This is a genomic window from Bacillus sp. TH25, from assembly GCF_016650935.1.
GTDB classification, from domain to species: Bacteria; Bacillota; Bacilli; order Bacillales; family Bacillaceae_G; genus Bacillus_A; species Bacillus_A mycoides.
In genome coordinates, this window is record NZ_JAEKEU010000039.1 from 483,739 (window position 1) to 496,657 (window position 12,919).

Annotated in this window: 14 protein-coding genes and 2 other annotated features (1 of these 16 cut by a window edge); of the genes, 11 read left to right on the forward strand and 3 right to left on the reverse strand. The window is 36.5% G+C overall.

From position 1 onward, the window contains the following. Positions 1 to 171 precede the first annotated feature (171 nt). From adhE to JFT89_RS26375, 9 genes are all read left to right on the forward strand, one after another. Positions 172 to 2,775: a bifunctional acetaldehyde-CoA/alcohol dehydrogenase gene (gene adhE, locus JFT89_RS26335; protein WP_016096083.1), complete on the forward strand. Its 2,604-nt coding sequence runs from the start codon at positions 172 to 174 to the stop codon at positions 2,773 to 2,775. 126 nt (positions 2,776 to 2,901) lie between these two features. Then, positions 2,902 to 3,138, forward strand: a complete 237-nt coding sequence (locus tag JFT89_RS26340) for a YrhC family protein (protein ID WP_002067270.1) — start codon at positions 2,902 to 2,904, stop codon at positions 3,136 to 3,138. A 147-nt stretch (positions 3,139 to 3,285) separates the two neighbouring features. Then, positions 3,286 to 4,233, forward strand: a complete 948-nt coding sequence (locus tag JFT89_RS26345; RefSeq protein ID WP_002067272.1) for an ABC transporter substrate-binding protein — start codon at positions 3,286 to 3,288, stop codon at positions 4,231 to 4,233. Between the two features lie 5 nt (positions 4,234 to 4,238). Further along, entirely contained in the window at positions 4,239 to 5,267 is a 1,029-nt protein-coding gene (locus JFT89_RS26350) for a FecCD family ABC transporter permease (protein WP_002067273.1), read from the forward strand. Next, positions 5,254 to 6,072, forward strand: a complete 819-nt coding sequence (locus JFT89_RS26355; RefSeq protein WP_002129193.1) for an ABC transporter ATP-binding protein — start codon at positions 5,254 to 5,256, stop codon at positions 6,070 to 6,072. Before JFT89_RS26350 ends, JFT89_RS26355 begins: the two co-directional genes overlap by 14 nt. Next, positions 6,039 to 6,434 carry an ankyrin repeat domain-containing protein gene (locus JFT89_RS26360; RefSeq protein ID WP_016092349.1) on the forward strand — a complete coding sequence of 132 codons (396 nt, stop codon included), beginning with the start codon at positions 6,039 to 6,041 and terminating at the stop codon, positions 6,432 to 6,434. The genes JFT89_RS26355 and JFT89_RS26360 overlap by 34 nt, the downstream gene beginning before the upstream one ends. 292 nt (positions 6,435 to 6,726) lie before the next feature. Next, on the forward strand, positions 6,727 to 7,254 hold the full coding sequence (locus JFT89_RS26365) for a GNAT family N-acetyltransferase (RefSeq protein ID WP_033707196.1): 528 nt from the start codon (positions 6,727 to 6,729) through the stop codon (positions 7,252 to 7,254). Positions 7,255 to 7,312: 58 nt separating this feature from the next. Next, on the forward strand, positions 7,313 to 7,771 hold the full coding sequence (locus JFT89_RS26370) for a GNAT family N-acetyltransferase (RefSeq protein ID WP_002015252.1): 459 nt from the start codon (positions 7,313 to 7,315) through the stop codon (positions 7,769 to 7,771). 110 nt (positions 7,772 to 7,881) lie between these two features. Beyond that, a complete protein-coding gene (locus JFT89_RS26375; RefSeq protein ID WP_002015250.1) occupies positions 7,882 to 8,259 on the forward strand; it encodes a hotdog family protein in 378 nt (125 codons plus the stop codon). A gap of 39 nt (positions 8,260 to 8,298) precedes the next feature. Here the strand turns inward: JFT89_RS26375 and JFT89_RS26380 are convergent, their stop codons facing one another. Further along, a complete protein-coding gene (locus tag JFT89_RS26380; RefSeq protein ID WP_002067280.1) occupies positions 8,299 to 8,844 on the reverse strand; it encodes a helix-turn-helix domain-containing protein in 546 nt (181 codons plus the stop codon). Positions 8,845 to 9,000: 156 nt separating this feature from the next. Here JFT89_RS26380 and JFT89_RS26385 point away from each other — a divergent pair, with 156 nt between their 5' ends. Next, positions 9,001 to 9,405 carry a DoxX family protein gene (locus tag JFT89_RS26385; protein WP_002067281.1) on the forward strand — a complete coding sequence of 135 codons (405 nt, stop codon included), beginning with the start codon at positions 9,001 to 9,003 and terminating at the stop codon, positions 9,403 to 9,405. Between the two features lie 21 nt (positions 9,406 to 9,426). After that, entirely contained in the window at positions 9,427 to 10,284 is an 858-nt protein-coding gene (locus JFT89_RS26390) for a VOC family protein (protein WP_002067283.1), read from the forward strand. Between the two features lie 16 nt (positions 10,285 to 10,300). On the opposite strand, the gene JFT89_RS26395 is transcribed toward JFT89_RS26390, so the two are convergent. Together JFT89_RS26395 and JFT89_RS26400 are read right to left on the reverse strand one after the other, a co-directional pair. Beyond that, positions 10,301 to 10,615, reverse strand: a complete 315-nt coding sequence (locus JFT89_RS26395) for a 4a-hydroxytetrahydrobiopterin dehydratase (RefSeq protein ID WP_016096087.1) — start codon at positions 10,613 to 10,615, stop codon at positions 10,301 to 10,303. Continuing rightward, positions 10,596 to 12,350, reverse strand: coding sequence for an aromatic amino acid hydroxylase (locus tag JFT89_RS26400; RefSeq protein WP_016096088.1), 1,755 nt, complete (start codon positions 12,348 to 12,350; stop codon positions 10,596 to 10,598). Before JFT89_RS26400 ends, JFT89_RS26395 begins: the two co-directional genes overlap by 20 nt. Before the next feature lie 162 nt (positions 12,351 to 12,512). Then, positions 12,513 to 12,741 (reverse strand) — a binding site (T-box leader). A 52-nt stretch (positions 12,742 to 12,793) separates the two neighbouring features. Then, positions 12,794 to 12,919, reverse strand: a binding site (T-box leader); it runs 104 nt beyond the window's last position.

The following is a 12,919-nucleotide window of genomic DNA, read 5'->3' on the forward strand; positions in this document are numbered from 1 at the left end:
TTTCATGTATATTGAATTCATGAAATGTTATTCACGAATAAACTTGTGAAATGTTTCACAAACAATGAGATTCATGTAGGACGGTAACTCTATTTTTTTTCGCTAATCGGGACTTGTTATGACCTATAGGGACTTATAAAGACCGTGATAACAGAATAGGAGGAAATTTACATGGTAGTCAAAGAGAAAGTTGTAAATGAAATGCAAGAGGTAAAAGAGATGATTGATACGTTAGTAAATAACGGTCAAGAAGCTTTACAAGCATTAGAAAGTTTTACACAAGAGCAGATTGACAACATTGTTCATGAAATGGCACTAGCAGGTGTTGATCAACATATGCCGCTTGCGAAATTGGCTGTTGAAGAAACGGGCCGTGGTGTCTATGAAGACAAATGCATAAAAAATATTTTTGCCACTGAATATATTTGGCATAGTATAAAGAAAGATAAAACGGTAGGAATTATTCATGAAGATCCTCATGAAGAAATAATAGAAATCGCAGAACCTGTCGGTGTAGTAGCTGGGGTAACGCCAGTAACGAACCCAACATCGACAACAATGTTTAAAGCATTAATCGCGATAAAAACGAGAAATCCAATTATTTTCGCATTTCATCCTTCTGCACAAAACTGTTCCGTTGCAGCGGCAAGAACAGTATATGATGCAGCAGTGAAAGCTGGTGCACCAAAGCATTGTATTCAATGGATTGAAAGACCTTCTGTGGAAGCAACGAAACAATTAATGAACCATGATGGTGTCGCACTCGTTCTAGCAACTGGAGGGGCTGGTATGGTGAAATCGGCTTATTCTACTGGTAAACCCGCGCTAGGTGTAGGGCCAGGTAATGTACCATGTTATATAGAGAAATCGGCACATGTAAAACGTGCTGTTAATGATTTGATTTTATCGAAAACATTTGATAACGGTATGATTTGTGCGTCAGAACAAGCCATCATTGTAGATAAGGAAATCTATAATGATGTTAAAGCAGAAATGATTGCAAATAATTGTTATTTTGTAACAGAGGAAGAGAGAAAGAAATTAGAAAAGCTTGTTATTAATGAAAATACATGTGCAGTAAATAGTGATATTGTTGGGAAATCAGCACAGTATATTGCTGAATTAGTAGGAATTACTGTACCTGAACATACAAAAATGCTTGTAGCTGAAATTAAAGGCATCGGAGCAGCGTATCCACTATCTCGTGAGAAACTGAGCCCAGTGTTAGCTTGTGTAAAAGCAAATTCATTAGAAGAAGGATTTACATATTGCGAAGAGATGTTAGAGCTTGGTGGCCTAGGGCATTCAGCGGTTATCCATTCTACAAATAAAGAAGTACAAAAACAATTTGGGTTACGTATGAAAGCCTGCCGTCTCATTGTAAATGCACCTTCATCACAAGGTGGAATTGGTGATATATATAATGGATTTATTCCATCACTTACGCTTGGTTGTGGCTCCTACGGGAAAAACTCAGTTTCCCAAAACGTAACGGCGACTCATTTATTAAATATAAAAAGGTTGGCAAATAGAAAAAAGAATATGCAGTGGTTCAAATTACCACCCAAAATTTATTTTGAAAAACATGCGACAGCATATTTAGCAAACATGCCTAACATTTCCCGCGCATTTATTGTAACGGATCCAGGGATGGTTGAGCACGGTTATGTAGATACAGTTACGCACTATTTACGTAAGCATACAAATGATGTGAAAGTTGAAGTTTTCTTTGAAGTTGAGCCAGATCCATCAGATGAAACTGTATTTAAAGGTGCGGACATGATGAAAAGCTTTAAACCAGATGTAATTATCGCGCTTGGTGGCGGTTCAGCTATGGATGCAGCAAAAGGGATGTGGCTATTCTATGAGCACCCAGAAACGACATTCTATGGAATAAAACAGAAGTTTTTAGATATAAGAAAACGTACATGTAAGTATCCGAACTTGGGAAATAAAGCACAATTTGTTGCCATTCCAACAACATCAGGGACGGGATCAGAAGTGACGCCATTTGCGGTTATTACAGATAAGAAAAATAATATTAAATACCCGCTTGCGGATTATGAATTAACACCAGATGTAGCGATTGTTGATCCGCAATTTGTAATGACAGTACCACCTCATGTGACGGCAGATACTGGTATGGACGTATTAACACATGCAATTGAAGCGTATGTGTCTGTTCTGGCAAATGACTATACTGATGGTTTAGCATTAAAAGCAATTGATCTCGTATTTAAATATTTACCGAGAGCATATAAAGATGGAAATGATGAAGAAGCACGAGAAAAAATGCATAATGCTTCCGCAATCGCAGGGATGGCATTTGCAAATGCTTTCCTAGGTATTAATCATAGTTTAGCGCATAAAATTGGACCGGAATTCCATATTCCGCATGGACGTGCGAATGCAATTCTTATGCCGCACGTAGTTCGCTATAATGCTATTAAGCCAAGAAAACACGCATTGTTCCCAAAATATGAGCACTTTGTGGCTGATGAACGCTATGCACATATTGCGAGAATGCTCGGGCTTCCAGCAAGCTCAACAGGGGAAGGTGTGGAATCACTCGTCCAAGCAATTATTGAGCTTGGAAAAAGCTTAAATATAAATATGAGTATTGCAGGGCAAGGAGTTGCTAAAGACCAATTTGAAGGGGTTGTTGGATTATTAGCAGAAAGAGCTTTTGAAGATCAATGTACAACAGCTAATCCAAAATTACCGCTCATTTCAGAGCTGAAAGAAATCTATATGGAAGCATATAAAGGCGTATAATAGATAAAAAAGAGCCGCGAGTAAGCGGCTCTTTTTTACTTTGGAAAACATCTCCCAGATTGGTTCTATTTACTTGTCTTTAAGCTTGATAGAATGTGATAAAGTGAGGATGGGAGTGATAAGCGGATGAAAGAATTACAAGAAAAAATAGCAGATTATACCCGGTTTGCACAAGTACTTTTAGCTATAAGTACATTTTTAATGATCGGTTTATTAATTCCAAGTGGAATAAAAAGTATGGTACAGTCTTTTGTTATGATGGGGAGTATTATTGTATTTTTAGTTCTTGCTTTTTTCTTCTTTAAGCGTGTTAGAACGATGCGTAATCAATTAGAGGAGAGCGAATATGAAGAAAATTGTTAAATAGGGCGCTACGAAAAGAAGAAATCTTTTTGTAGCGTTTTTTCATTTTTGTAGAAAATGTATGCGTTTCATATTGACAATGATAATCCTTATCAATTAAAGTAGAATAGTAGTTAATGATTATTATTATCAATTAGAGGTGAAAGAATGAACAAATCTATTACGCTGTTCACAGCGATCTTATCTATTTTTTTCTTATTAATAGGTTGCAGTGCAAAAGAAAACGAAAAAGCATCCGCAACAAAAACAGACAAAGGAACAGACAAAATCGAAATTACCGATCTTTCAGACAGAAAGATAACATTCAATAAAGTTCCTGAAAGTTTTGCTACGTTGAGTATGGGAGACATGGATATTATTCATGCTTTAGGTGGAAAAATAGTAGGTCGTCCTGATACAAAATTAACTCTCCCAGAGGAATTAAAGAAAGCACAAGTAATCGGGAATGCACATCAACCGAATTTTGAGCAAATTGCTAGTTTAAAACCGGATGTACTTGTTGCTAACAATGGATTCCAAAAGAACATTCCAACGGTCGAAGGACAAGGAACAAAAGTAATCATTTCTTCAGCCAACTCTGTAAAAGATATTCAAAAGGGTATTGAAATGTATGGAACAGTAATGAAGAAAGAAGATAAAGCAAAAGAGCTTAACCAAAAAATTAATGATCAAATGAAGAAATATGAGAAAAAGAGTGACGTTAAAGCGTTGCTAGTTTATGGAGCACCAGGCACTTATTTAGCAGCATTACCAACATCTCTATCAGGGGATATTTTAGAAAAAACAGGCGGGAAAAATATCGCAGCTAGTTTTCCAGAAATGAAAGAGTATCCGCAATATGCACAGCTAAGTGTAGAACGTATTATTGAAGCAAATCCAGATGTGATTTATTTAATTACACATGGAGATCCCAATAGTGTGAAAAAAGCATTTGAAGGCGAAATGATGAAAAATGAAGCATGGAAAAATTTGGATGCAGTAAAACAAAATCGTGTAGTTATTTTACCACCAGATTTATTTGGATCAAATCCTGGGACAAAAGTTACAGAAGCGATGGACTTTATGTATAAAAGTATACAAAATGTAAGGAAATGATAAGTATGGAGAGTAGTGAAATAGTAAGAGAAAAGGAACATCCTTTTGCGAGAAAAAGGTGGATAATAACAATTACTTTAGTCGTATTAACTGTTCTAGGTCTTTTTTATGGCCTTTTTGCAGGGAGCTTATCTTTTTCTTTACGAGACATTATAGAAGGTATACAAGATGAAGGTTCGACAGTTCATCGAATTGTATGGGATCTTCGTATACCGAGAGTGCTCGTTGGTTTTATAGTAGGAACGTGTTTAGCTGCATCAGGAGCATTATTGCAAGGGGTTATGAGAAATCCTCTTGCAGATCCTGGAATTATCGGAGTTTCATCAGGAGCAGGTCTTGTAGCAATTATAATCATGATTTTATTTCCTCAACATATGGCATTCTTACCACTAGGAGCGTTTTTAGGAGCTTTTATTACAGCAATGGTCATTTACGCACTATCATGGCAAAAGGGGGCGCCACCTTCACGAATTGTATTAGTAGGTGTTTCAATAAACGCCTTAATTGGTGCAGCGACTTCAGCGCTAATGTTATTACATAGCGATAAAGTACAATCAGTTTTACCGTGGTTAGCTGGTGGTATTGGTGGTGTTAGTTGGGCACATTTAAATATGATTATTTACTATGCGATATTCGCTATTATATTAGCTTTCTTCGGTATTAAACATATTCGAGTATTAATGCTTGGGGATGAAATGGCAAAATTATTAGGGTATAACGTGGAAAGAAGTCGGTTTTATTTAATAGTAGTAAGTACAATGTTAGCTGGAATAGCAGTTAGTGTTTCTGGTCTTATTGGATTTGTCGGTCTTGTTGTACCGCATATGTTACGTTTATTAGTTGGAAATGACTATAAATATTTACTGCCATTATCATGCCTTGGCGGTGGGATATTACTTGTTTTTGCGGATGCGATAGCTCGAAGTTGGTTCGATCCAATCGAATTGCCTGTTGGTATTTTATTGTCCTTCTTAGGTGGTCCGTTCTTCTTATATTTAATCCATAGAGGAGGAAAACAACGTGATTTCCGTTAACAAAGTGTTTTACGCACATTCTGAAAGATTTCAAATGCAAAATATGAATGTACATATTAAAGCTGGAGAAATCGTTAGTTTAATCGGTCCGAATGGATCGGGGAAATCTACTTTGCTTCGTTTAATAGCACGGCTACTGAAACAAAGCGAAGGAGACATCATTTTAGATGGGGAAAATATTTATACGATGAAGAGTGCAGATGTAGCGAAGCAATTAGCGATGTTACCACAAATGCACGATCATCAATTAGATTTAACAGTGAAAGAACTAATAGAGTTCGGAAGAGGTCCTCATAAATCATGGAGTAGTCGCTTAAATAAAGAAGATGAAGAAATTGTTGATTGGGCATTGTCTGTTACAAAGCTTGAAGGGTATGAATATCGTCTTTTACAATCCTTATCAGGAGGAGAAAGGCAACGTGCTTGGATTGCAATGACGCTTGCACAACGCACAAATGTCTTACTATTAGATGAACCAACAACCTTTTTAGATATCGTCCATCAGTTAGAAGTAATGGAACTTGTTAAACGATTAAACGAAGAGTTTGGTATGACGATTGTAATGGTTTTACATGATATTAATCAAGCGGCTCAATATAGCGATCGTTTACTCGTATTAAAACAAGGGAAGATTCAGTATGATGGCGTACCAGAAGAAGTACTATGTCATCAAATGTTTCAGCGTGTATTTGGAATTGAAGTTGATATATTCCAAGGGAGTGACAAGCCATTTTTTACACCGAAACGAATTTGTGAAAAGGGAGAAGAGAGATGCAAACAGACGAGCGTATTACCACTGAGTTAGTAAGGGAATTTGTTATGGCAGCTCACGGAGATCTAGAAAGAGTACAGGAGCTATTGGTCGAATCGCCAAGCTTACTTCATGCTTCTTATAATTGGGGTGGCTCAGATTGGGAAAGTGCCTTAGGAGCAGCGGCCCATGTAGGACGTAAAGATATTGCTCTTTATTTACTGGAAAAGGGAGCTCGGATGGATATTTTTGCAGCAGCTATGCTGGGTGAACTTGAAGTCGTACAAGCCATTTTAGTAGCACAACCAGAAGCATTACGTGCATCTGGCCCACATGGCATCTCTCTTCTTCAACATGCACGAATGGGTGGAGAAAAAGCTCAGCGTGTATTTGAGTACTTAACAGTGCTTTCTTAATGACCGCAAAGTTCTTATGTGCGGTAAACTTTCCACTCAAAAGATTGGAAAGTTTACCGCCCGTTAGAACGGGATAAGTATCTAGTATATTTGAAAATCCTACACCCCCTCAATTGTAGTTTTCTTTATACTAGTAATGATATGGATGCAGTAGACACTCTTTTGTCTACTGCTTTTTTTTGATATAATACATTTTTGTAAGACTGAATTTTCTTTCTTTTTTAGCTTTCTTGATAAAAATTATTTAACACTTAAGTAGTTTGAAATATATAGTTATGTAATGATGTTCAAAATGATGGGAGTGAATAAAAGAGTGTTCCATACAGATCGCTTACAATTTCGCAAATATACAATGGATGATTTACCGTTTTATGCTTCTTTATGGGGGGATGAGAAGGTAATGCGCTATATTGGAAATGGAACGTTAAAAACATTTATGCAATGTAAAAAAAGTTTGGAGGAGAGGGTACTTCCAAATTATAAAAATGGTCTCGGTTTATTTGTAATGATTGAAAAGGAAACAGGGATAAGAATTGGTCATGCAGGACTTGTCAAGCAGAAGGTAGATGGAAAAGAGGAAATTGAGATTGGCTATTGGCTACTTCCTAAGTATTGGGGGAAAGGGTATGCGAAAGAGGCTGCGGCGGCATTTCGAGACTATGGTTTTCAAGCATTACAAATGAATAAATTAATTTCACTTATTAATCCGGACCACCCAGCTTCAATATTTGTTGCTAGAAAAACAGGGCTTAGTTATGAGAAAACAACTTCATTTCATGAGATGGATGTTCTCGTTTATTCCATTAAGCGGGTTGGATGAAAAAAGGTGAATTGCATTTTTTGGAGAATGGTATATAAAAAATAAAGGGAGGGGTTACATGTATATTTATCATAATGGACTAATTATTCGTGAAGGAACGAATGGAGTGCCAGCATATGCGATTAAGACATTATTTGAAGATGCTGGCTGGAGTAATGATAATATCCCTTCTTGGCAAATTGAAAAGTTTACGATTGCATTTGAAAATTCCACATGGGCTTTCACAATTTGGGATGAAGAAGAAATGGTCGCGATGGTTAGAGTGATTTCTGATCAAATCATGGTTGCTAACATAGTAAATTTAGTTGTGAAGTGTGAGTATAGGGGGAAAGGGTTAGGTAAGAAACTTGTAGCTCTTTGTTTACAAAAGCTTCCGCATGGCGATTGGTTTGCGCATACGTCCGCTAACAATTTTGATTTTTATAGAAGTTGTGATTTTGAAGTAAGAGAGTTATCAAGAAATGGAACATGTGCGTACTATGGGTATCAAGTGGCAAAAAAGGAAGGGCATCGATAACTTATAAGGTAATAAAGAAAAAGGATTGCTATTTTAATAATATAAACTGAACTGAGACTCATTTTGTGATAAAATAAAAGAAAATTCAGTTTATTAAACGGGGGATAAAAATGAATGTAAAAGTTGGGGATATATTTAAATACGAAAGAAGATTTACCGAGGAAGAAGTTTTTGAATTTGCAAATATTACAGGCGATAAAGGTAGACATCATATGGAATATGATGAGAATGGACGATTAATGGTCCATGGTTTATTGACTGCTAGCATTGGGACGAAAGTAGGCGAAGAGTTACATTACATAGCGAGGGAATTAGTAAGTGAGTTTATTAGACCAGTTTTTACAGGGGATACGGTTACTTGTGAATTAACTTTAACAAATATTGAGCAAATGGAAGGATATAAAAAAGTTTCAATTGAGTCAGTTTATCGCAATCAACATGAAAAGACCGTACTGGTTGGGACGAGTTATGGAATTATAAGGGAATAAAAAAGAAGCCTGTTACGAAACAGGCTTCTTTTTTATCGTTTAGTAAACACGTTTTCGATTTTCCGCATGACTAGAGATAAGTAATAATGCAGATTCTTCACCTATATTGCGAACAATATGAGGAACGCATGCATTCCAAGAGAAAGAATCACCTTCTTCTACAATCGCAATATCTTCTCCATGTTGAACTTCTAGTTTTCCGCGTAATACAAGATGACACTCTTCACCTTCATGAGCATTTGGTGAGTTTTCTTTCGGGAATCCGGCAGAAATTTCTACTAGAGATAGGCGGAGACCACCTTGCTCCGCAACATGCTCAATTCTTTGTTCATCTTTTCCATACACACTGTATTTACGCTCTTCTTTTTTTATAATTTTCAAACGATCTTTTTGTTCTAACAATAAATATGGAAGGGGAACATTTAAAAAATTAGCAATCATTTCTAAAGTTGAGATAGATGGTGATGTTTTATTGTTTTCAACCTGACTCATAAAGCCTTTAGAAAGACCTGTTCCTTCACAAATTTGGGCAATCGTAATTCCTCTACGTTGACGAATTTCACGAATCGCAGAACCGATATTCATAAAATCATGCTCCTTTTTGTAAACAACTATTTGTATCATAGCAAAAAAAAAATATTTTTTCTCATGAAAAATGAATTGACGAATAAAAATAATTAGTGTATGTTTTGTAATGTGAATAAAAGTTTTGTATAACAAAACTATAAAGGAGAGAAAGAAATGAATCAACATATTGGTAACTTAATTATTCGTATCGTGTTAGGGGTAACGTTCTTTATGCACGGTTTAACAAAATTCCAATCAGGAATTGACAATATTGCAGGGTGGTTTACAAGCATTGGTTTACCAGGAGGACTTGCATACGGTGTAGCAACATTTGAATTAGTTGGAGGTCTATTGTTAATTCTAGGTTTAGGTGTAAGGTATATTGGCTTATTATTTGCACTTGTTATGGTTGGAGCGATTGTGAAAGTAAAATGGTCAGCTGGTTTGTTAGGAGACGGGAAAAATCCTGGATTTGAGTTAGAACTTGCATTATTAGCGATGGGTGCTTACTTATTTGTTGCGAAAGCTAATGGTTTTGTAGATAATTTCTTAAAAGAGAAAATGTTAAATAAGAATTAATTAAAATGGGGGTATAACAAAATGGGCTTTCCACTTCATCCCGAAACAACACTTGGGGTTGTTCATTTATATGTATCAAATTTAAAGAAATCGCTAGAGTTTTATACAGAAGTATTGCGTATGAAGGTACTGGAAGAAAAAAGTACAATCGTTACGTTTGGTAATGAGGACAATGAGCCACTTCTCATAATAGAAGAAAAGGAAGACGCTCTTCCGAAGCAAAGAGGTCGAACTGGTTTATATCACTATGCAATTTTATTACCAAACAGACAAGACTTAGCAAATATTCTTCGTCATTTTGTTGAGAGAGTACACCCATTACATGGTGGGGCTGACCATTACTTTAGTGAAGCTCTTTATTTAGCTGATCCAGATGGAAACGGGATTGAAATTTATCATGATCGCCAAAAAGAAGTTTGGCATGATGAAAATGGAGAGCTACCATTTGTTAGTAACCCGTTAGACGGCGAAGGATTATTACAGCAAGGAGGTACATGGAATGGGTTCCCGGCTGGTACTGTGATGGGGCACATTCATTTACATGTAGCTGACTTAGAAGAAGCGAAACGTTTCTATGTTGATGGCCTTGGTTTTGATGTAACGATTCCAGCTCGTAATGGAGCGTTGTTCGTATCAGCAGGTGGTTATCATCACCATATCGGTTTAAATACATGGCAGGGTGAAGGTATACCACCACAAATGCCAAATTCCGTTGGTTTGAAATATTTCACAATCGTACTAGCAGATGAAAAACAAAAAGAGCAAGTGTGTGAAAGTTTAAAATATATTGGCGTAGTTGCTACGTATAAAGATGGAATATTACAGGCCAAGGATCCGTTTGGACATTGTATACATTTTAAAGTGAAAGGAGAAGCCTAAAAAGGCTTCTCTTTTTTCACTTTCTTATAATAGCTTTTTCATTTTGTAAAAATAGGTCATCAAATTGCTTTGCAAGGTCAAAATCTAGTTTCGTTAAACCTTTTGCATTCCATGATGACAAAGTAATAATGACTGCTTTATACTGGATAAGGATAAATGGGTGGTGATTATGTTCTTCTGATAGTTTGGCGGCTTCAGAGACAAATTCGACTCCTTTTAAGTAGTCGGAAAACATATATTTTCTTTCAATCCATTTTTCATCTTTCACTGTCCATTTATCCAGCTTTGTTAATTCCTCGTGTACTTCTTCATTAGTTAATCGTAGCATCATTTTTCACATCCTTTACCTGCAGTAACGCAAGACCATTGTTAATAAGACGTGTTACAGATTCTTCAGTTGTGAAAGTAGAAAGTTGTTGTAATAATGCTGCTGATGCTTCGTGACCTTTGTTATGTTCTAAAAGCAATTCTAAAATTTCAAGACGAAGCAACCATTCTTTCGGATGAAATTTATTTAATACTTCTTGAATAGCTATTAATTGATCAGTATGAGTATCGTGTAAAATACTATCGTTACGTATATCTCGAACTGTTTGATACATACGTTCAAGCTCATTCAGTACAAGTGGATCAGGAGTTTCTTGTACTTCTTCATTCATCGGGAAAAATGCAGCCGCATCTGCCGCTCCTGGGAATACAGAAGTGATTTGTGAGCCGACAGCCATATCAAATGCTCCCCATGAAGGATCAAATAATAAGCGATCTTTATGAGTAACTGCACAATTTATAAAGGAGATAAGAGCAATTTTTTTATCATTTCTTACAATGTCTGTTACTGTTCCTTTTACATGAATGCCGCTTGCAAAAGTAAACTCTGCGCTATTTCCAATTGTAATGCCTAATGATTGTAATTGTTCTTCTGTACAATTTTCTAATGCAATATCACCATCTAGTAATCCGATTGGTGTCCCGAATCCATCGCTGTGCACAGATGTAGAATGATTTGCTAGTTGTTTATTATGAATTGCTAATGCAGTTGGTGAGCTTGTTCGTGTGTAAATAACTTCACCAGTATCATTTTTAATTGTCTCTGTAAATGTACCCGTAATTTGTAATCCACTACTTAGCTCAGTTGTAGCATGATTTTCGGAGCGGATTGCTTTTTCTAATCCTTCTGTGCCACCTGTTTTAAATGCCATTGTTGTAGAGAACTGCTCAAGTGCCTCAGTCAACTCTTCAAATGATTCACAAACAAATAGCTGTGGCTGCATTTTTGTTACGTCATAAGTTGTCCCGGTGCAAGCTTCAATTGAGAATGGAACTTTCTTTACAGCATCTGTTAAACAATGCTTACTTTCACCGACAGAGGAAAGGAGACCAGCACCGTAAATTTTGGGGTCATCTATATTACCGATTAGGCCGTATTCCACTGTCCACCAGAATAGACGTGAAATTTGTTCTGCTTCTGATAAACCAGAAACTAAGTTTTGTTTTTCGATTACCGCATTTTCAGCAGCTGCAACTTCATCAGGAGTAGAAGTCGGGCTTTCTTTTACAATCGTTAATGTACGAACAGCTTCAAAAGCCTCATGTTCTTCTTTTGTTGAGAAAGCTTTCGCTCCAATTTGTCCAAAGCGCTTCACATATTTTGCATATGTAGAATCAAGTAAAATCGGTGCGTGTCCTGCTGCTTCATGAACGATATCAGGAGCCGGTGTATACTCGATATTTTCTACTTTACGAATATCTGTTGCGATTGGTAGTAATCCGTGCCCCTGAAAATCGAAGAATGCTACGCCGGGAATAAGTCCGTCAATCGTTACAGCTCCCCAGCCGCTTGGCGCTAAGCATTCATTCATTTCTTCTACTTTTGGAATTGCATCTATATTAATACCAGATGATTGTAGTCCGTTAACATAGGATGGATGAGCAACATCTTTTAAAAAGCTATGGTTTTGTCTCATAATGTAACGCCAAACAGCGTGATTCACCGGTGTGTATTGATCATAATGCTGTGTAGATACGAATGGTTTTAAATGTGATGGAATTTCTGTTTTCTTTGTCATTTAGACATCCTCCTTTTTCTCTATAAAAATGAATACCTGTTTCGTATAGATTGCACCACCTCCTTTTATAATTGTAAGCGCTTATAAAATTTTATCATAAGATTCGGAATTATTTAATATTTGTTTGTGTGATAAATAGAAAAAGCCCCTATCGGAAAATCCGATAGGGGCGAAAAAATCGCGGTACCACCCTATTTGTAAGCGGAAAATATACTTACATCTCAAATACTGATAACGGAAAAAATCCGTCTTTTCCTTCATGCATAAAAGCACTACGAAAAAGAAGCTCCAGAATTGTAATTCGCACTTATATATGTGCTGATTCACACTCACCATCAGCTCTCTGTAACAGGGATATAAGATACTACTGCGATTCTTTCAACGCGTAATATATGAATTTATTTAAAAGGGAAAGGCGCAAAAAAGCCCCTATCGGAAAATCCGATAGGGACGATAAAAATCGCGGTACCACCCTATTTGTAAACAGAAAAATTGTTTACCACTCACTTTAAGATAACGGAAAGATCCGTCTTTCTCTTCATGCATAAAAAGCATTACGGGAAAGAAGC